General features: G+C 72.5%; 23 protein-coding genes. 7 read left to right on the top strand and 16 right to left on the bottom strand.

Going from position 1 to position 18,234, the window contains the following annotated elements:
* Nucleotides 1-16 precede the first annotated feature (16 nt).
* Nucleotides 17-658 (top strand): DNA polymerase ligase N-terminal domain-containing protein, encoded by a 642-nt coding sequence (locus tag ACZ4TV_RS11250; RefSeq protein ID WP_468133133.1) that lies wholly within the window; start codon nucleotides 17-19, stop codon nucleotides 656-658.
* Between the two features lie 12 nt (nucleotides 659-670).
* Here the strand turns inward: ACZ4TV_RS11250 and ACZ4TV_RS11245 are convergent, their stop codons facing one another.
* From ACZ4TV_RS11245 to ACZ4TV_RS11210, 8 genes are all read right to left on the bottom strand, one after another.
* Entirely contained in the window at nucleotides 671-925 is a 255-nt protein-coding gene (locus tag ACZ4TV_RS11245) for a DUF6213 family protein (RefSeq protein WP_468133131.1), read from the bottom strand.
* 151 nt (nucleotides 926-1,076) lie between these two features.
* A complete protein-coding gene (locus ACZ4TV_RS11240; protein ID WP_468133129.1) occupies nucleotides 1,077-1,958 on the bottom strand; it encodes a S1 family peptidase in 882 nt (293 codons plus the stop codon).
* A 136-nt stretch (nucleotides 1,959-2,094) separates the two neighbouring features.
* Entirely contained in the window at nucleotides 2,095-2,418 is a 324-nt protein-coding gene (locus ACZ4TV_RS11235) for a hypothetical protein (protein ID WP_468133127.1), read from the bottom strand.
* Between the two features lie 75 nt (nucleotides 2,419-2,493).
* Complete coding sequence (locus ACZ4TV_RS11230) at nucleotides 2,494-2,658, bottom strand: hypothetical protein (protein ID WP_468133125.1); 165 nt, start codon at nucleotides 2,656-2,658, stop codon at nucleotides 2,494-2,496.
* A gap of 225 nt (nucleotides 2,659-2,883) precedes the next feature.
* Nucleotides 2,884-3,306 carry a CBS domain-containing protein gene (locus ACZ4TV_RS11225; protein ID WP_468133123.1) on the bottom strand — a complete coding sequence of 141 codons (423 nt, stop codon included), beginning with the start codon at nucleotides 3,304-3,306 and terminating at the stop codon, nucleotides 2,884-2,886.
* A gap of 92 nt (nucleotides 3,307-3,398) precedes the next feature.
* Nucleotides 3,399-4,496, bottom strand: a complete 1,098-nt coding sequence (locus ACZ4TV_RS11220) for a baeRF2 domain-containing protein (protein WP_468133121.1) — start codon at nucleotides 4,494-4,496, stop codon at nucleotides 3,399-3,401.
* A 699-nt stretch (nucleotides 4,497-5,195) separates the two neighbouring features.
* Nucleotides 5,196-5,900, bottom strand: coding sequence for a UdgX family uracil-DNA binding protein (locus ACZ4TV_RS11215; protein WP_468133119.1), 705 nt, complete (start codon nucleotides 5,898-5,900; stop codon nucleotides 5,196-5,198).
* A gap of 83 nt (nucleotides 5,901-5,983) precedes the next feature.
* The gene (locus ACZ4TV_RS11210; RefSeq protein WP_468133117.1) at nucleotides 5,984-6,940 is read right to left on the bottom strand and encodes a TIGR03557 family F420-dependent LLM class oxidoreductase; all 957 of its coding nucleotides are present in this window, start codon (nucleotides 6,938-6,940) and stop codon (nucleotides 5,984-5,986) included.
* Nucleotides 6,941-7,197: 257 nt separating this feature from the next.
* Between ACZ4TV_RS11210 and ACZ4TV_RS11205 the strand changes: the two genes are divergently transcribed.
* Nucleotides 7,198-8,238: an NAD-dependent epimerase/dehydratase family protein gene (locus tag ACZ4TV_RS11205; RefSeq protein ID WP_468133115.1), complete on the top strand. Its 1,041-nt coding sequence runs from the start codon at nucleotides 7,198-7,200 to the stop codon at nucleotides 8,236-8,238.
* Nucleotides 8,239-8,333: 95 nt separating this feature from the next.
* Entirely contained in the window at nucleotides 8,334-8,573 is a 240-nt protein-coding gene (locus ACZ4TV_RS11200) for a DUF6480 family protein (protein WP_468133113.1), read from the top strand.
* Here the strand turns inward: ACZ4TV_RS11200 and ACZ4TV_RS11195 are convergent.
* From ACZ4TV_RS11195 to ACZ4TV_RS11180, 4 genes are all read right to left on the bottom strand, one after another.
* Nucleotides 8,563-9,831, bottom strand: coding sequence for a cytochrome P450 (locus tag ACZ4TV_RS11195; protein ID WP_468133111.1), 1,269 nt, complete (start codon nucleotides 9,829-9,831; stop codon nucleotides 8,563-8,565). The two genes, ACZ4TV_RS11200 and ACZ4TV_RS11195, sit on opposite strands and share 11 nt — an antisense overlap.
* 53 nt (nucleotides 9,832-9,884) lie before the next feature.
* A complete protein-coding gene (locus ACZ4TV_RS11190) occupies nucleotides 9,885-10,292 on the bottom strand; it encodes an actin-binding ADF family protein (RefSeq protein ID WP_468133109.1) in 408 nt (135 codons plus the stop codon).
* A 134-nt stretch (nucleotides 10,293-10,426) separates the two neighbouring features.
* Nucleotides 10,427-10,675, bottom strand: coding sequence for a hypothetical protein (locus ACZ4TV_RS11185; RefSeq protein WP_468133107.1), 249 nt, complete (start codon nucleotides 10,673-10,675; stop codon nucleotides 10,427-10,429).
* Between the two features lie 84 nt (nucleotides 10,676-10,759).
* A complete protein-coding gene (locus tag ACZ4TV_RS11180) occupies nucleotides 10,760-10,990 on the bottom strand; it encodes a hypothetical protein (RefSeq protein WP_468133105.1) in 231 nt (76 codons plus the stop codon).
* Nucleotides 10,991-11,231: 241 nt separating this feature from the next.
* On the opposite strand from ACZ4TV_RS11180, the gene ACZ4TV_RS11175 reads away from it, so the two are divergent.
* Together ACZ4TV_RS11175 and ACZ4TV_RS11170 are read left to right on the top strand one after the other, a co-directional pair.
* Nucleotides 11,232-11,768 carry a hypothetical protein gene (locus ACZ4TV_RS11175; protein WP_468133103.1) on the top strand — a complete coding sequence of 179 codons (537 nt, stop codon included), beginning with the start codon at nucleotides 11,232-11,234 and terminating at the stop codon, nucleotides 11,766-11,768.
* 10 nt (nucleotides 11,769-11,778) lie between these two features.
* A complete protein-coding gene (locus ACZ4TV_RS11170; protein ID WP_468133101.1) occupies nucleotides 11,779-12,315 on the top strand; it encodes a hypothetical protein in 537 nt (178 codons plus the stop codon).
* Nucleotides 12,316-12,372: 57 nt separating this feature from the next.
* Here ACZ4TV_RS11170 and ACZ4TV_RS11165 read toward each other — a convergent pair whose 3' ends face one another.
* Together ACZ4TV_RS11165 and ACZ4TV_RS11160 are read right to left on the bottom strand one after the other, a co-directional pair.
* Complete coding sequence (locus ACZ4TV_RS11165) at nucleotides 12,373-12,951, bottom strand: cysteine hydrolase family protein (protein ID WP_468133299.1); 579 nt, start codon at nucleotides 12,949-12,951, stop codon at nucleotides 12,373-12,375.
* Between the two features lie 146 nt (nucleotides 12,952-13,097).
* The gene (locus tag ACZ4TV_RS11160) at nucleotides 13,098-13,463 is read right to left on the bottom strand and encodes a hypothetical protein (protein ID WP_468133099.1); all 366 of its coding nucleotides are present in this window, start codon (nucleotides 13,461-13,463) and stop codon (nucleotides 13,098-13,100) included.
* Nucleotides 13,464-13,572: 109 nt separating this feature from the next.
* Here ACZ4TV_RS11160 and recQ point away from each other — a divergent pair, with 109 nt between their 5' ends.
* On the top strand, nucleotides 13,573-15,621 hold the full coding sequence (gene recQ, locus ACZ4TV_RS11155; protein ID WP_468133095.1) for a DNA helicase RecQ: 2,049 nt from the start codon (nucleotides 13,573-13,575) through the stop codon (nucleotides 15,619-15,621).
* Between the two features lie 227 nt (nucleotides 15,622-15,848).
* On the opposite strand, the gene ACZ4TV_RS11150 is transcribed toward recQ, so the two are convergent.
* Together ACZ4TV_RS11150 and ACZ4TV_RS11145 are read right to left on the bottom strand one after the other, a co-directional pair.
* On the bottom strand, nucleotides 15,849-16,526 hold the full coding sequence (locus tag ACZ4TV_RS11150; protein ID WP_468133093.1) for a M15 family metallopeptidase: 678 nt from the start codon (nucleotides 16,524-16,526) through the stop codon (nucleotides 15,849-15,851).
* Between the two features lie 69 nt (nucleotides 16,527-16,595).
* Nucleotides 16,596-17,072 (bottom strand): hypothetical protein, encoded by a 477-nt coding sequence (locus ACZ4TV_RS11145; protein WP_468133091.1) that lies wholly within the window; start codon nucleotides 17,070-17,072, stop codon nucleotides 16,596-16,598.
* Between the two features lie 97 nt (nucleotides 17,073-17,169).
* Between ACZ4TV_RS11145 and ACZ4TV_RS11140 the strand changes: the two genes are divergently transcribed.
* Complete coding sequence (locus ACZ4TV_RS11140) at nucleotides 17,170-18,150, top strand: GlxA family transcriptional regulator (protein WP_468133089.1); 981 nt, start codon at nucleotides 17,170-17,172, stop codon at nucleotides 18,148-18,150.
* Nucleotides 18,151-18,234 lie beyond the last annotated feature (84 nt).

The following is an 18,234-nucleotide window of genomic DNA, read 5'->3' as shown; positions in this document are numbered from 1 at the left end:
GTATCGGAGGTGGCCGGTGACGGCACGGGACCAGCTTGCGGAGTACCACCGGCGGCGCGACTTCTCGAAGACGACGGAGCCCGAAGGCGCCACCGGCGGGCCGTCGGCCGCGCGGCCTTCGTACGTCGTCCAGATCCACGACGCGACGGCCATGCACTTCGACTTCCGGCTGGAGGTGGACGGCGTACTGAAGTCCTGGGCGGTTCCCAGGGGCCCCTCCACCGACCCGCACGACAAGCGGCTGGCCATGCCCACCGAGGACCACCCGCTGGAGTACCGGGACTTCGAGGGCGTCATCGCCGGGGGCGAGTACGGCGCGGGCGTGGTGATCGTCTGGGACGAGGGGACGTACCGCAACCTCTCCACCGACCGGGCGGGCAGGGAGATCCCCTTCGCGCGGGCCCTGGCCGACGGGCACGCCTCGTTCCGGCTCGACGGCCACAAGCTGCACGGCGGCTGGTCGCTCACGCGGTTCCGCGAGGGCACGGGCGGCGAGCGGGAGGCGTGGCTGCTCGTCAAGCACGCCGACCAGCGTGCGTCCCGGAAGGGCACCCCCGACCCCCGCCGGGCCCGCTCCGCGCGCAGCGGCCACACGCTGCGGCAGGTCGCCGAGGCCGAGGCCGAGGCCGAGGAAGGGGAAGGGGACGGGGACACATGACGGCCGCCTGTCTCAGCGCGGCGGCGGGCCGCCTCCGGCGGGGTGGCGGACCGGCATGAAGGCGATGCACTCGACGTCGATCTGATCGGCGAGCTCGCTCAGTACATCGACCAGGGCCATGACGGTCCCGGGCTCGAGATCCGTCTCCCCGGCATCCACCGACTGCACCCAGCCCGCCGCGAGGTACCGCAGGAGGCCGGTGACCTGCTCGGCCGGCATGAGCAGATGGCCGCCCACGACCCAGACCAGTGGCACCTGCGCGTTCATCGTGAACCACCTCCGCCGAACGGTCGGGGCTCAGGTGCGGCCCTCTGCCAGGAGCGGGTTCCTCGCTGGGCGCCTACCCGGGCGGACCTGCACTACTCCACAGGAGCGCCGTGCCCGCCCCGGGCGTGAGTCCGAGGCGGGCACCCGCCGGTCAGAGGAGGGACACCCGGTACTTGGCGAGGGCCTCGGGCACCGGCTGGTAGAACGTGGTGCCGCCGACCGTGCAGTTGCCGCTGCCGCCGGAGGTGATGCCGAGTGCCTTCGTACCGTCGTACAGGGCGCCGCCGGAGTCACCCGGCTCGGCGCACACATTGGTCTGGATCATGCCGCGTACCGTGCCGCCGCCGCTGTAGTGGACGGTGGCGTTGAGGGCGGTGACGGTCCCGCTCTTGGTGCCGGTGGTGGAGCCGCTGCGCTTGACGGGCTCGCCCACGTAGGCGTCGGCGGCGGTGAAGCCGCCGGGGTGGCTGAGCGAGGTGTTGTCGTAGCGGACCAGCGCGTAGTCGTTGCCGGGGAAGCTGGATCCGACGGTGGGGCCGATCAGCGTGGTCTGGGCGGAGTTGGTGTACCAGGTCTTGACCACGTTGCCGCAGTGGCCGGCGGTCAGGAAGGAGTACGTGCCGCCGCTGACGACGTTGAAGGCGGCCGAACAGCGGTAGCCACCGCCGTAGATGGCATCGCCCGGGCCCAGCAGGCGCGTGAACTTCCCAGGAGTGCGCTCGATCCGCAGCGCACCGGCTTCCGCCCCCGCCGCCTTTCTGATCTTCGCGAGGCCGGCTGCGGACACGGTGCTGTCGGCCGTGACGACGACCCGGCCGGCGGCCTGGTCCACATGCCATGCGGTGCCGCCGACGTCGGCGCCCAGCACGGCCTGGTCGACCCGTGCGAGCTGGGTCGCGCTGAAGGACGGCGGGGCGGCTGCCTCCGCGGTCGGCAGGGTGAGCGCGGTGGCCGTCAGCAGGCCGGCGGCGACCATGGCGAAGGTGGCTCGCCTCGCCGTGCGGGTGGGGGAACTGGTGCGCGTGATCCTCACTGATCTCCTCCTCGGAGCGTCGGGGCCCAGGGGGTGGGCGGGCCCTGTGAGGCGCATTCAGGAAATGGCGTGTTCCTGACAAGCGCTGCCCCGTGAGTATGTGGAGGTGCCGCGCCGGGCGCAAGACCACCGGCGGTCAGGCCGTCGTGGTTCTGCGTTCGCGCTCGGGGATGGCCAGGGGATGACCAGGGAGGTGCCCACGACAGGGCAGGCGATGACCTTGCCGTCGCGCAGGGCGATGAAGTGTGGCCCTGGCGCGGTTGAGTCCCGCGACCAGCTTGAGTACGTCGACCTGGCGGGCGAGCCACCAGCGCTGGTGCGGGGTACGGCCGCAGGCCACGAGGTCCCGTACGGTGATGCCGTCCGGGGCGCCGGCCGTCTGCGGCAGCAAGGCGAGCCGCAGGGCCCCGCCGGGGAACGGCGCGATGGCGCTCGACAGCAGCGCGGTCGCGTCCCGCATGGCCCGGTCCTCCTGACCGAGCACGCGGCCCAAGGACCAGACGCCTCGCCGCCGGCGGGGTCCGATCGCGCTCAGCTAGTGCTGTACATGGTCGGCGACGGCGGCACGCAACTCGGCGCGCAACGCCTCGTCGGCCACCACCCGGGGGCCGGACAGGCAGGCGAATCCGGTCCCGGGGACGATCTCGAACGCGCCCGCGCCCAGGTCCAGCCGGACCTCGCGCCGACGGATGCGCGGCACGCGCCGCTCCAGGTACCAGCGCCGCTCATCAGCAGACTGTCTCCCGGGTACGTCGAGCGGCTGCGGGCGCCGCCAACTCGGCTCCGCCGACGTGTACTCCGGGCCGCCCCCGCCAGGCCGTCACGGCGGGTCCACGGTCGCGACCGCTGCCGGGGCGGCAGCCGGACGACGTGCGGGGTCGTGGCGTGGGAAAGTGGCCCCGGCCAGATTCGCGGCGGGCCGGCCTCAGGTGTCGGGCTCGGCGGCCGAGATCGCCGCGAGGGCCGATCCCGGGTCCTGTTCCACGGCGAGGTCGCCCAGGGTGACGACGCCGACCAGCTCGCCCTCCTCGGTTTCCACGGGCAGGCGCCGCAGCGCGTTCCGGCGCATGAGATCGACGGCGTGGTCGACGTCGTCGCCGGGCCGCACGGTAACCGGCTCACCGCTGCAGATGGCCTGCACGGTCGTCTCGGCGGGATCCCTGTTCTCGGCCACGCCACGGACGACCAGGTCCCGGTCGGTCAGGATGCCGCGCAGCCGGCCCTCGTCGACGACGAGAACGTCCCCGATGTCCGCATCCCGCATCACCCGGGCCGCTTCCGCCAGTGACGTCAGCTTTTCGACGGTCACCGGATTCTGGGTCATCACCTCGTGTACGCGTCGGGCCATGGTTCCTCCCGCTGCTGGAAGCGGCTCCTGCCGGGCGGCTACCCGTCCCGACGGAGAGTAAGCGTCCACGCGGCCCCGCGTCGTCGGTCAGGTCAGGTACCCGTGTAGCGCAGGAGCACGGCCGCACCGTCCGCCAGCGGCAGTTCGTCGTGGGGTACGGCGATCAGGTCGGCCTGCGTGCCGGCCGCGGCCCGGACCAGGGCCGCGCCCACCGCGGGCTCTTCCCAGTAGTAGCTCAGGCCGAAGGCGTTCAGGTCCTCGCCGGACAGGGCGAGGTGCGTGGGCGCCGCGCCCACCCACAGGTGCTGGTCGAGCTCCACCGGCTGGTTCAGGATCAGGCTCTGGGCCTGCCCGCGCTGGAGGGCGGCGACCGTGGCGCCGATTCCCTCGACGTACTCCGGATGCCGGGCACGCTGGCCGAGGTACGCATCGAGCTGGTGCCTGTCGTGGTCGGACAGCCTGTCGTCGAGCAGCCCGCCGAGTTCCTCCTCCAGCAGCGCCCGGCCGGGCTCCGGCCGCCGGTGGTGGCCGTCCTTGAGCTTGACGAAGTGGCCGTGCAGCTTCCGCGGGGCCGACCTCATCAGGCTGTTGACCGCCCACGGGTCACCGGCCAGCACGATCATCTCCAGGCCGTCGGCGTACGCGCGGTCCACCAGCTCCGTCAGCAGGTGGTCGGCCTCGGTGGGCCACCCCTCCACCGGTATCCGGCGGTGGGAGTGCTCGCCGGGGGCCACGCGGCTCATCGGCCATCTGCCGGTTTCGTGGTCGAGCTCCAGCACCTCCTCACCGCCCGCGGGCCCCCCGAGGTGCACGCGGTGGACGACGACCACCGCGTACGGGATGTCCGGGGCGCGCTGGAGAACCAGCGGCAGCGCGTCGGGCAGCATCCCGTACTCGGCGCTGTCGCGGGCGGGGGGCTCGGGCAGGCACTGCGCGAGCAGCAGCCGGCCGTGGGCGGCGAAGATCGCCTGGCCGTGCCGGCCGGACACCTCGCGGTCGGTGCCGACCGCCTCGTCGATGGCGCGCAGGGTGGGCTCGTCCGCTTCGTGCGCGAGCAGGCGCTTGTGCAGCTTGCGCCAGCGCAGGTCGATCGCCCGTTCGGGGTCGTCGAGGTCACGGGAGGTGTCGAGGCACACGGAGGCGATGGGGCCGGGATGGGCGTACAGCGGACTGAGGAACTGCAGTTTCACGGCTTCCTCCCGGCGGCGGGTGCGGGTGCGCCGCCCGTCTCAGGTGACGGGCTCCGGGGCCGGTACGGGCCCGGGCAGGGGGCCTGGCTGAGGATGCGGTTCCGGGCGCGGGCCCGGCGACGGACGGGGATCGGGCTCGGGCTGCGGCGGCGCCGGTGGCACCGGGTCCGGCCCGCCCGGAGCGGGCACCGGGCCCGGTACCGGCCCGGGCTCGGGCCCGGGGCCCGGGCCGGGCGCAGGAGTGGGGCTGGGCGGAACCGGATCGTTCGGGGGAGGGGGCGTACCCATGGCTGCTTCCTGTCGTCGTCGGCTCCGGCGGGAGCGGGCCTACAGGGGCGGCGGCGGTGGCGGTGGCGCCGGTTCGGGCGTCGGCTCCGGTCCCGGGGCGGGTTTCGGCGGCGCCGGCCTCGGCGCCTGCGGATCGGTCGGGAAGGGATGCGTGGGCGGAGCCGGGTGCGGGCCCGGGTCCTGGGGGAAGGGGTGGGTCGGTGGACCGTTCGTCGGATGCGGCATGGTGCGTCCGGTTGCGTGTCGGGGGGCCGGTCGGCGGCCCCGGGCCTGCGGGGTGGTGGGCGCCTGGTCGGCAGGGGCCTCGGATGCGGCTGCCCGAGCGGGCCGCCCTCAAGTGCGCCTGCCCGAGCGGGCCGCCACCAAACGGCGACGGTGCCCGCCGCCGGTCCGTGGGCGCCCCTCCGGTGGTCAGCCCAGCGCCTGCGCCGCGGTGCGCAGATCGGCGACCAGGCCGCGGTACGCCGCCTCGCGGTCCGTCGCGCGCAGTACGGCGGAAGGGTGCACCGTCGCCAGGAGCTGCGTGCGGCCCGGCTCGGCCGGGGGATGGCCGAGGGAGTCCGGCGCGGGCATCGACTGAAGGACGCCCCGCTGTTCGTTGACCCGGAAGGAGTTTCCCAGGAGAGCCTTTCCGGCCGTTCCGCCGAGGGCGATGACCAGGTCCGGTTCGATCCGGCTCAGCTCCGCTTCGAGCCAGGGGCGGCAGGCCGTCATCTCGCGAAGGCTCGGCGCTTTGTGGATGCGGCGTTTGCCGCGCTCGGCGGTCGTGAACTTGAAGTGCTTCACGGCGTTCGTGAAGTAGACGGGCTCGTCGTCGATGCCCGCCTCGTTCAGGGCCTTGCGCAACAGCGCGCCGGCGGGCCCCACGAAAGGCGCGCCCTGCCGGTCCTCCTGGTCGCCGGGCTGTTCCCCGACCAGGACCAGCCGGGCGTGCGCCGCCCCGGCGCCGAACACCGTCTGGGTGGCCTCGGCGAACAGGGGGCAGCCCCGGCACGCGGCGGCCGCGGTGCGGAGGTCGTCGATCCCTCCGCGGCCCGGTACGTAGGGTCGCGCGTCGTACTGTGAGCCCGCGGAGCCGTCCCGCTCGCCCCCTCGGGCGTCCGTCCTGCCGACCATGGCGACCACCTTCCTGTCCGTTCCCCCGGGTCGTGTCGTCGAAGCTCGAAGCCCCGTCCGGGTCCCGCGTCCACCGCGTCCCGTCAGCCGAGGACGGCGGGAAGGACCTTCTCGCGGTAGGCGGCGAAGAAGTCCTCTTGGTTCTGACCGATCTGTCCCACGTAGACCTCGTCGAACCCGGCGTCCACGTACGCGCGGATCGCATCGACGTGCTCATCCACGTCGCCGCCGCACGGCACGTTCTCGGACACCTGCTGGTGGGTGACGAGCTCGCTCGCCTGCTCGAAGTGCGCGGGTGTGGGAAGGATCTGGTTCAGCTCGCCCGGCAGCTGCTCGCTGGGCCACAGCCGGTGCGCGGTGTCGACGGCCGCTTCGCGGTCCTGATCCCAGCAGACCTTCAGGCCGCCGACCACTGGCTTGCCCGCGCCACCCGCGTCGCGGAACCGGCCGATGGCGTCCGTATCGGGGCCCATGGTGACGAAGCCGTCCCCGATCCGGCCGGCGAGGTCGGCCGCCTTCGGCCCGAAGCCGGAGACCAGGATCGGCAGCGGCTCCTCGGGTGCGGTGTAGAGGCGGGCGTTGTCGACGGTGTAGTGCCGGCCCCGATGGCTGATCTGGCGCCCGGTGAACAGCATCCGCATCACCTCGACCGCCTCCTCCAGCATGTCCGCCCGCTCGTCGAAAGCGGGCCACCGATCGCCGTGAACGTGCTCGTTCAGAGCCTCGCCGGTGCCCACGCCGAGCGCGAACCGGCCCCGGAGCAGCACGCTGGAGGTGGCCGCCGCCTGGGCCGTCACCGCCGGATGCAGACGCACGGTGGGACAGGTGACCAGCGTGGTCACCGGCAGCTCGACCGTCTGGGACAGGGCGCCGATCACCGACCAGACGAAGGGGCTGTTGCCCTGCGCGTCGTTCCAGGGGTGGAAGTGGTCGGAGATGGCCAGCCGGCTGAATCCCGCGTCCGCGGCCCAGCTCGCCTGCTGCACCAGCTGAGCCGGGGTGAATTCCTCGGTGGCCAGGAAATAGCCGAAGGACGTCATGACCTCATACCTCATCCCTTCGATACCGCGGGCCCCTGGTTTCCGGCTACCCCGGCCGGCCGCCGGGACACACTGCCCGGGAGGGCCGGAGTGAGGGGCCGAGGTTTGCCCGGCCCGATGCGGGTTAGGCGCGCGGCGTACGCGTGACGTCCGCCCAAGCGGCGTACGCGTGACGTCATCCAAGCGGCGTACGCGTGACGACCACCGAGAACGTGCCTGGTGATACGCCTGGCGCCCGGTGAAAGGGAGCCCCCACGATGACTCGTCCCCGCCCCACGGAACGCGCTGACGACGGCCTGCGGGTCGTGGTCGTCGGCGCCACCGGAAACGTCGGCACCAGCGTGGTGCAGGCCTGCGCGGACAGCCCGGCCGTCACGTCCGTGCTCGGCCTGGCGCGCAGGGTGCCCGAGTGGCAGCCCGCCAAGACGGTGTGGGCCGCCGCGGACATCGAGGAGGACGGCGGCCCGGACCTCGTGCCGATGTTCGCCGGGGCCGACGCGGTAGTCCACCTCGCCTGGAGGTTCCAGCCCACCCATCACCCGGCGCAGACCTGGCTGACCAACGTCCTCGGAAGCATGCGCGTCTTCGAAGCCGTGGCCACCGCCGGTGTGCCGGCCCTGGTGCACGCCTCGTCCGTCGGCGCGTACTCACCGGGGCCCAAGGACCGGGCGGTCGACGAGTCCTGGCCCACCCACGGATGGCCGCAGGCCGCGTACACCCGCGAGAAGGCCTACCTGGAACGCGTCCTCGACGCCTACGAGCAGACACATCCCGACGTCAGGGTGGTCCGCATGCGTCCGGCGTTCCTCTTCAAGCGGACCTCCGCCTCCGAACAACGCAGGATCTTCGCGGGCCGTCTCCTGCCCGGCCGCCTCATCCGCCCCGGCCTCATCCCCACCGTCCCCGACCTGCCCGGCCTGACCTTCCAGGCCCTGCACACCGACGACGCGGCCGCCGCCTACCTGGCCGCCGTCACCAGCCCGGTGCGCGGAGCGTTCAACCTGGCGGCCGACCCGCCCGTCGACGCCGAGGTCCTGGCGGGCATCTTCCACGCCCGCCGCTTTCCCATGCCCGCTGCCCCTGTCCGGGCAGCCCTTGCCGCCGCCTGGCGGCTGCACCTCGCGCCCGCGTCCCCGGACCTGTTCGACGCCGTCCTGCGCCTGCCGCTGCTGGACTCCTCCCGGGCCCGTACGGAACTGGCCTGGGAGCCCCGGCACACGGCGGTGGAGGCCGTCGAGGAGTTCCTGGCGGGTCTGCGCGAGGGCGCGGGCATGGCCACCGCGCCCCTCGCCGCCTGAGCCCCGGGCGGGCCGTCCGGAGGGCCTGTCTGAATGCGGGAACGGCGGGTAGGCGCCGGTCATGACGCACCGATGACACGAGGGAGGCGTCGGCCATGGAGGACAAACGAGTCGACAACCCCGACCCGGACCCCCGCAACACACCGGGCCTCGACGCCGGCGGCGGCGTGCCGCCGGGCGAGACACCGCCCGCGGAGGCGAGTACGACGTCCGGAGCCGGACCCTACCGGCCGCTGCGGCGCGGCTGGGGCAAGGGGCCGCTGATCGCGGTGTGCGTGGTGGCAGTGCTCGTCGCGCTCTTCTTCCTGGCCTACGCCATCGCGCTCAACGTCTGACGTCCATGACGAATCCGCTACGGGGCCGGGTCGGGATCCGGCTCAGCGGGATGGACAGGTCCTGTTGCGGTACGGCGAAGTCCAGCTCGGCCAGGGCGGGCGAGAGCGTGGCGAGCAGGGAAACGGTGATGTCCTCGCCGGGGCAGCGATGGCCGGAGCGCGCATCGCCTGCGCCCTGCGGGATCAGAGCGTCGCGGCCGGGCTCGTGACCGAGGAAGCGGCCGGGGTCGAAGTGGTACGGCCGTTCCCACAGCTCGGGGTCGTGATGGTGCCCGTACACGTCGAGGAGGAGGAGGGTCCCGGCCCGGACCTCGTGACCGGAGAAGGTGAGGTCGCGGACGCAGACCCCTGCGACGAAGGGGACGAACGGGTAGAAGCGGCGGACCTCGTGGGCGAACGCACGGGCCTGGGCGGGGCCGCCGGCACGCAGCTGGTCACGCCCGCCGGGGTGGCGGTGGAGGGCGTGGGCGGCGAAGACGGCGAACCAGGCGATGGCGACGGTGGGGCGGATGATGTTCAGGAGTTCGACGGCCGCCGTGTGCGGGTCGAGCAGGCTGCCGTCCTGCTCGCGGTGCAGTGCGACCGCCTCCAGCGGGCTCCCGGCCACCGACTCGTGCCAGGACGGGGAGAAGATGCCGTCCGGGTGCGGTCCGTGTTCGCGGAGGCGGAGGTCGGTGACGGCGGCCGCGAGGGCCTGCTCCTGACGGCGCCGGGCGCGCCGGGCCCGTAGCCGCCCGGGTCCGGCGGTGGCGGAGCCCTCGACCATGGCGACGCAGTCCTCGGCGATCTCCCGGGCCGCGTCGTCCGGGACCGGCAGTCCCACCCAGTCGCAGACCGCCCGTGTGAGCAGGGCGGCCACCTCGTCGAAGAGGACCACCCTGCGGCCCTCCCAGGCCGTCACGGCATCGCGCCAGCCGGCCTCGATGCTCTCGGTCAGGGCGGCGACGGCGTCCGGCGTCATGAGCAGGGAGACGAACAGCTCCTTGCGCGCCCGGTGCGGCAGCCCGTCCAGGGTGTGCACCGCACCCTTGCCGAAGAGGATGTCGGTCACCGGCGCCGGCAGGGCCCCGTGGCGGTGGACGCGACTCTCGTCGTAGAAGAGCGCGACGGCCCCGGGCCCGTGCAGAAGTGCCGCGGGACGGCCGAACAGGTGGGTCGGCACCAGGGGCGCGCCGTCATGAGATCGGCGCAGGTCAGGAGCCCAGGCGTAGCCATGTGTCAGCAGGGACAGGGTGCTGTCGGTCACCAGAACGGACATGATCTGCGCCTACCCGGATCAGGCGAGGGCAACCAGCCGGTCGCCGCTGCCGGTCAGGCGGCCAGGGACACGAGTTCGTTGTACGCCAGGTGGGCTAGGGCCGTGGCCTGGACGTCGACCTGGATGCCGTCGAGCAGGTCCCGCAGTTCGCCGTACGCGGAGGAGTACGCGAGCTTGTGCGCGGGCAGCGCCCCGTCGGGCATCCAGAAGATCATCACGAGGTCGTTCCTGCGGGCCCCGTCCGACGCGGCGAAGTGCAGGGAGTACACCACGAACCGGGGCTCATTGGCAGGAAGCGACGCCAGCATCTCCTCGTGCGTGAGGTTCGCCTCGCTCTCGACCACCACGGTGTCCAGGGACTCGTTCAGCCGGTAGACGACCGTGTTGATCTCTCGTTTGCTCCTCAGCTCCTGGAAGGCGCTCAGGCAGCTGTCGTCCACTGTGATGCCCCGGCTGCTCACGGCGATCTCCGATCATTCATTTCCGAGTGCGGTGCAGCGGCTCAACGACGGAGGGTCCGCAGGGGTTCTTCGCGGTGTTGACTCCGGTCCCTCCGCGCAGGCGCGACCACGGCCGCGCCGAAACCTCGGTCAGCTCAGCGGTCGTCGCTCTCCCGCTCGGGGCGCTGCTCTCCCTCCGGAAGGTGCCGGATCTGTTCCTCCCGGCCGATCCCCGGGCGTTGCCGCTTGGCGGCATGACCTGCGGCTCCGCGCCGGCCGGTGTCTCCTGTGCGACCGATGACCGCCTCGTCCGCTGCCTGCCGGGCCTCGCGGTCCCCGCTCTCCCCGACGGCTTCGGACGGAGGGGTGGGCGCACGGTCACGGGGCTGCTTGTGCTTGCTCATCTGGCACTCCCTCGAAGGTTCGGGGCCGGCCGCCGCGATGCGATGCCGGCGGTACGCGGACCCGCTCGCGTCAGTCGTCCCGCGTCATTCGTCCCGCGGGCTCACCCAGCGTGTGTCCTTCCCGCTCGCCTTCTCGGGCTGCTGCGGGCGGTCCCGTAGCAGCTCGGCCTGCTCCGGACGGTCGAGACGACTCGCCTCGTCCGTGTCGGCGGCCGCCGTCTTCTCGTCGTGGCGGTCGACGTGCGGCTTGCGGTGCCGGGCCTGTTCGGGCTCGTCCTGCAGCGGCACTCCTCCGGCGCCGCCCTGCTCGTCCATGGCCGTTCTCCTCGCTCCCGTCTCGCTCCCGTCTCGAACCCCCTCGTGGCGGCTGCCCGGCTCCTGGCCTGCGAAACCCCGACACCGCCGCTCGTCAGCGGCGGGACCCGCGCCCCGCGCCGTGGGGGCCGCGTCGGCACGGCATGACTGCGCGATCGCGGGCCGGGTAGGCGCACCATACGGGTTGGTTTGCCCGCCTTCCGGGTGGATAGGCGCCGGTCATCGACCCATGGAGGGACCCATGTCAACAAGCACACTCATCGCCATCATCGTCCCTGCGGCGGTCGTGCTCATCGCACTCGGTCTGGGCCTGTGGTTGCTGTGGCGCCGACGCCACCTCCAGCAGCGATTCGGGCCCGAGTACGACCGGGCCGTCCAGGACGAGGGGGGCCGGCTCGCCGCCGAACGGGAGTTGCGGGCCCGCGAGGAGGACCACGACGACCTGGACATCAAGGCCCTGCCGTCCGACCGGCGGCAGTGGTACGCGGACGAATGGAGCAGCGTCCAGGCACGCTTCGTCGACCGCCCGGAAGGGGCCGTGGCCCAAGCGGACGAGTTGGTGCAGCGCTTGATGCAGGAGCGCGGCTACCCCACCGCGGATTTCGACGGCCGGATCCGGGATCTCTCCGTGGAGCACGGCCGCACTCTCTCGCATTACCGCGACGCCCACGACGTCAAGGTGCGCAGTGGCCAGGGGCAGAGCACGACCGAGGAGCTCCGGGGAGCGATGGTGCACTACCGCGCCCTGTTCCAGGAGCTGTTGACCGAGGAAAAATGAGGAGCACTCGATGCAGCACGACGAGTACGACGACATCCAGCGCAACACCGGCGAAGCCGGTGGCGAGGGCGGTCTGACCACGGAGGACCTGGTCCACCCCGGGGCGGACGAGAACAAGACCGCCGTGTACCCCGGTGAGGCCACGGCAGAAGACACCGAAGCAGAGGACACAGCGGCACAGGACACCACGGCACAGGACACCACGGCAGAAGGCACCACGGCTGGCGCCGCGGGTGAGGAGGAGGCGGAGAAGGCGGAGAAGGAGGAGGAGCCGGAGGGCGAGGCGCTGCTCGACAGGAACGAGGCGGAGGAGTTCCGCCGGACCTGGGGGGAGATACAGGGCCGGTTCGTGGATGATCCACAAGACGCGGTGAGGTCTGCCGACCGACTGGTGGCCGAGGTGATGCAGACGCTCGCCGGCACGTTCTCGGCCCGCAAGAGCGAGCTGGAGGGCCAGTGGGACCGTGGGGAGCAGGTGGCCACGGAGGATCTGCGGCTGGCGCTGCAGCAGTACCGTTCCTTCTTCAACCGGCTGCTGAGCACGTGAGGTGGCGCCGCCCGTCGGCTGCCGACGGCACCCGACAGGCGGCGGCGTCCGACGACCTCAGAACGCGAGCTCTTCGGCGCGCACGATCCGCGCGCCCATGTTGGTCTCCATCATCGTGAGCGCGGCCTCGGCCAGCTCCGGACGGATGTGCGCCACGCCGTCTCGTACGACGGTGACGTCGAGGTGTCTGATGTGCGCGTCGAGCGCGGAGTAGAGCACGCACTGCTCGGTGACCTGGCCGCAGAGGATCAGCCGGCGCACGCCCAGCCGGTCCAGGAGGTAGCCCAGGGGCGTCTCGAAGAAGATCGAGTGACGGGCCTTGACGACGAACAGCGAGTCGTCCGCCGGGCGGATCGGCTCGACGAGTTCCGCGTGCGGCCCGGCCAGCACCGTGTCGAGGAGCTCGCCGTGGTGGGAACGCCACAGCCCGAAGTTGTCGTTCACGTACACGACGGGCACGTCACGCGCACGGGCGCGGTCGAGGACCGCGGCCATCACGGGCAGGGCCTCTCGTACGGACGGCAGGAGCCGTTCCGCGTCCTCGTGCTCGTAGGTGTTGAGCATGTCGATGACCACCACGGCGCTGCGGACCCCGTCGGGCGGGCCGGACGGAGGTCGCCCTCCGGCCTCCGCCATGGACGCGGGGCCCTCGCTCTCGCCCCCGCCGTGAGCGGTCACAGAGCCGTGCATGCGCGGCGTCTACCCGGCCCGGCGAAGCCGCATGCACGCCGCCGGTCTTCGGGTCCCCGGTCCGGGGTCCCCGGTCCCGGTCCCCGGTCCCCCTAGGACTCTCCGTCGTAAGTCCCCGCCTCCACTTCGAGCGCGAGCTGTTGCAGTACTTCGAGCGAGGAGATGTCGGTCCGGCCGTCATCGTGCACCATGGCCAGACTCGTGAAGGCCAGGCTGAAACCGGAGACCATCGTGTGCAGAGCGGGGCCGAGCGCCTCCGCGACGAGGCGGGCCACCTGCTGGGGGGACGCTTCCGCCGGCACGCTGATCGAGGGCAGCATCTCGTTCAGCAGCTGCGTGACCACTCCCGCTTCCGGCTCGTGGCTGTCGTCGTCCTCTCCGGCTTCCGCTGCCCGACGGATCTCCTGGGCTTCGGTGAGGATGCCGATGACTCGCTTGAGAACCTCTGAGCGCTCCATCCTCGGAGGGTAGCCCCGGGACGGCGCGACGGCTCCCGAGGCACGGAGGTTGTCCACAGGTTCCGGTGGGCGGAACCGGGGTGTCGGCGGGTGCCGATAGGCTTCGTGAATGGACTTTCCGGACGCTTCCCTCGAGATCTCCGATGCTTTGCAGGTGCTGCACCGCGTCTTCGGTTACGGCTCCTTCCGCGGCGAGCAGCAGGAGATCATCGAGCAGGTCGTCGGCGGCGGCGATGCGCTCGTGCTGATGCCGACCGGCGGCGGAAAGTCGCTCTGCTACCAGATCCCGGCACTCGTCAGAGAAGGCACGGGCGTCGTGATCTCGCCACTCATCGCGCTGATGCAGGACCAGGTGAACGCGCTCACCGCCCTCGGCGTGCGGGCCGGATTCCTGAATTCGACGCAGGACCCGTACGAGCGGCAGGCCGTCGAGCGGGCTTTCCTCGCCGACGAGCTGGACCTGCTCTACCTGGCTCCCGAGCGGCTGCGCACCGAGAGCGCGCAGCGGCTGCTCGACCGGGGCAAGGTGGCGCTCTTCGCGATCGACGAGGCGCACTGCGTCGCCCAGTGGGGTCACGACTTCCGGCCCGACTACCTCGCGCTGTCCATGCTGCACGAGCGCTGGCCCAAGGTACCGCGCATCGCGCTGACCGCGACGGCCACCGAGGCCACCCACGCCGAGATCGTGGCGCGGCTCGGTCTGGAGGACGCCCGGCACTTCGTCGCCAGCTTCGACCGGCCGAACATCCAGTACCGCATCGCCCCGAAGGACAACCCCCTCAAGCAGCTGCTGGAGCTGATCCGGACCGAGCACGACGGGGACGCCGGAGTCGTCTACTGCCTCTCGCGATCCTCGGTGGAGAAGACCGCGGCCTTCCTGGTGGAGCAGGGCATCGACGCCGTGGCGTACCACGCCGGAATGGACGCTCGTACGCGAGCGGCGAACCAGGCGCGCTTCCTGCGGGAGGACGGAGTCGTGGTGGTGGCCACCATCGCCTTCGGCATGGGCATCGACAAGCCGGACGTGCGCTTCGTGGCGCACCTCGACCTGCCGAAGTCGGTCGAGGGCTACTACCAGGAGACCGGCCGGGCCGGCCGCGACGGCGAGCCGGCCACGGCGTGGCTGGCGTACGGCCTGCAGGACGTGGTCCAGCAGCGCAAGCTGATCGACGGTTCCGAGGGCGACGAGGCGCGCCGCCGCTCGCTGGCCATGCACCTGGACGCCATGCTCGCGCTGTGCGAGACGGTCAACTGCCGCCGGGTGCGGCTGCTGGAGTACTTCGGGCAGTCGGGCGAGCCGTGCGGCAACTGCGACACCTGTCTGACGCCGGCCGAGTCCTGGGACGGGACGGTCGCGGCGCAGAAGCTGCTGTCGACGGTGTGGAGGCTGGCGAAGGAACGGCGCCAGAAGTTCGGCGCAGGCCAGATCATCGACATCCTGCAGGGCAAGAAGACGGCCAAGGTCATCCAGTTCGACCACGACGCGCTCTCGGTGTTCGGCGTCGGCTCGGACCTGAGCACCGCGGAGTGGCGGGGCGTCGTGCGCCAGCTGCTGGCGCTGCGGCTGCTGGCGGTGGAGGGCGAGTACGGGACGCTCGTGCTGACGGACGACAGCGGCGAGGTGCTGGGAGGGCGCCGCAGCGTCCCGATGCGCAAGGAGAAGGCGCCCGTCGCGCCGCCCCGGAAGGAGTCCGGATCGCGCTCCGGGAAGAGCGCCCGCGTACCGGTCGACCTGCCGGCCGCGGCAGAGCCGGTCTTCCTGGCCCTGCGTGCCTGGCGGGCCGGGACGGCGCGCGAGCAGGGCGTACCGGCGTACGTCGTGTTCCACGACGCGACACTGCGGGAGATCGCGACGCGGCTCCCCGCCACGGTGGAGGAGCTGGCCACCATCGGCGGGGTCGGCGAGGCCAAGCTCACCAAGTACGGCCAGGGCGTCCTCGACACCCTGGCGACGTGCAATGCCGCCGAGTCCGCCCCCGAGCCCGCCACCGAGCCCGTCCCCGACACCGCGCTCCCGGCCGAGCCCGCCCCGCCGGCCACGACAGCCCCGACTCCCGCGGCGCTCGTGCCGGCGGCACGCCCCGCGGGGCCGTATGCCGACGAGCCGCCCTTCGACCTGGACGAGATGGACCCGCCGCCCTGGGACGACTGGCAGTAGCCGGCTCCCCGGGGAGCTGTCCCGGTAGCGCAGGTCGGACAGGACGTACGCCTCCTCGACGCCCTCCAGGAGGCGGGTCATCGGCCAAACAGGCCCTGAACTCGTCGTCGTCGCATGGGAGTCGACCCGTCGCGCTCCCGCGCGAGCCTCGACGGGCTCTGCTGCACAGCGAGGTGACACAGCGGCACCTCCGGCTGGATCCCGACGGCGGTCGGCGCGGGGGGCACTCACTCGCCGTTGGCCGAGAAGTGCTGGTAGTCCCGGTTGGCCCAGCGGCCGCCCCAGCGCCAGCCCACCTCGCGGAACGCCGTCGTGAGGGCGTCGCCCGGGTGGATCTGACCCGGGCGGCCGAGGGACCGTTTGAGATGGGGGCGTCCGTTCGGCGGGTGGACGACGCCGTGGATGTCGACGTAGGGGTTCTCGACGGGGTTGATGTCCACCGCGTCGCCCCACGCGTGCTGCGACAGGCGCCGAGGATCGCCGGTGACCGGTCGGCAGTTGAAGGCGGACGTGTTGTCGTCGGCCATGGCCTCGGCGTCGTCGTCGTACTCGGCCATCACACGCATCCGGCGGATCGGGTAGCGCACCGCGAAAGCCCGCTCGAAGACGTGGAGGAGAGGGCCGACGGCGTTCTCGTGGACGACCATCTCGCCCGCGTGGACCCGGCCGTCGAAACCAAGGTGGTTCATCCGGATCAGCCTGAGCCGCTCGGGCGGGACCGGGCAGCCCTTCCGGTAGGAGGATCCCAGCTTCTCCGCCGGTACGGCCGTCACCCGCGCGGACAGGCGGGCCGGCGGGTCGGTCCCCAGGGCCTGGAAGCGCGGCGGATCGGCCTGGGTGGAGCAGGCCAGTGCGGCCGCGCACAAGGTGGCCGTCACGGCCACGGCCGCGGTGGTGTGGCGCACGGGACACACGCTACGGCGATCACCGCGGGCGGGCACTCCGGGCTCGGCCGGCCGGGCGGCGCGCAACCCTCAGACCAGCAGAACGATGGCCGCCGCCCCGAGGAGGTCCACGACGCCGCACCACTCCGACCATGCCCGGGGCACGACCTTGCCGGTGCGGTGGTGCACGACGTCCCAGACGCCGTGGGCGAACCAGCCGGCCGCCACGAGGTAGCGGGCGCTCGGCGGGCCCACCGCGAACGCCAGGAGCGCCACGGCCGTGAAGCCCAGCAGGCCGCCCACCTGCACCGCCAGGGCGCGCCGTGTGCCGAGCTCCCGGAGTGCGGCCCCGAAGGCGAGGTAGCACAGCGGCATGCCGACGAGGAGGGCGGCGAGCAGCTCGAGCGGCGCGGAACCGTCGGCGAAGGTGAGGACGACGAGGGCCACGGCGAGCCAGCTGGGCCAGCGTCGTGCGCCCGCGGCCAGGACGATGCGGACCGTCGAGCTCCTGCTGTCGTGCGGGACGTCGGTCGTGGTGCCGGCGCGGGGGCCACGGGAAAGGGGCATGCCCCTACGGTCGCGGCCGACGGCCCCGCGCGGAGCCCCGCGCCCTTTTCTTGTCACGAACCTTGGGGTGGAGGTCCGTCCGGCATAGGGTCGCCCCATGGGGGAACGGCTCGTGCTGGTGGTCGGCTACGCCTCGGCCGAGCTCCTGGACATCGCGTGCGTGACGACCGCCCTGCAGATGGCGAACCGGCTCGGGGACCTCGCCCGCCCCTACCGCGTCCGGCTGGCCGGACCGGGCGGCGCACCGATCGACTGCGGTTCCGGGATCCTCCTGGTCAGCCAGGAGCCCTTGGAACGGGCGACGGGTCCCCTGGACACGCTCGTCGTCTCCGGTGGCGTCGGCTTCGAGCGAGCCGCGCAGGACGTGCGGCTGGTGGGACACGTACGTCGACTGGCACGCGAGAGCCGCCGGGTGGCCTCGCTGTGCACGGGGGCCGCCGTGCTCGCCGCCGCGGGCCTCCTCGACGGACGCCGCGCCACCACGCACTGGCGGTTCGCGTCCTGGCTCGCGGCCCGCCATCCCGCCGTCACCGTGGACCCCGACCCCCTCTACATCCGGGACGGGAACGTCTATACGGCGGCGGGCATCACCAGCGCGATCGACCTGGCCCTCGCCCTCATCGAGGAGGACCACGGCTCCGAGCTGGCCCGCCAGGTCGCCCGCGATCTGGTCGTCTATTTCCAACGGCCGGGAAACCAGGCGCAGGTGAGCCTGTTCACCGCTGCGCCGCCGCCCCGCGACGACGTGGTCCGCCGACTGGTGGAGTACATCGCGGAGCACCCGGACCACGACCTCTCGGCCGCGGCGCTGGCCGCCCGCGCGGGGGTCACCCCGCGCCATCTGAACCGCCTGTTCCTGGAGCACCTGGGCCTGCCTCCCGGGCGGTACGTCCGCCGTGCCAGGTCCGAGGCCGCCGCCCATCTGCTGGCCTCGACGTCGCTCCCCCTGTCGGCCGTGGCCGCCAGGTGCGGCTTCGGCTCGGCCGAGACGCTCCGGCAGGTCTTCACCGCCAGGTACGGGATCTCGCCCGGCCGCTACCGCTCCGCGCACCGGGCGGCCCACGGGCACACCCCCTAATACTCCAGCCATGAAGATCGCGAACTACAGCTGGAGTGCCATTTAACCCATATTCGCGGCACCGTCAAGTCCCGACTTTCCGGA

The sequence above is a fragment of the Streptomyces sp. NPDC028910 genome (assembly GCF_055564955.1).
The sequence above is the reverse complement of the archived record's forward strand: the minus strand, read 5'-3'. Positions and strand labels throughout refer to the sequence as shown.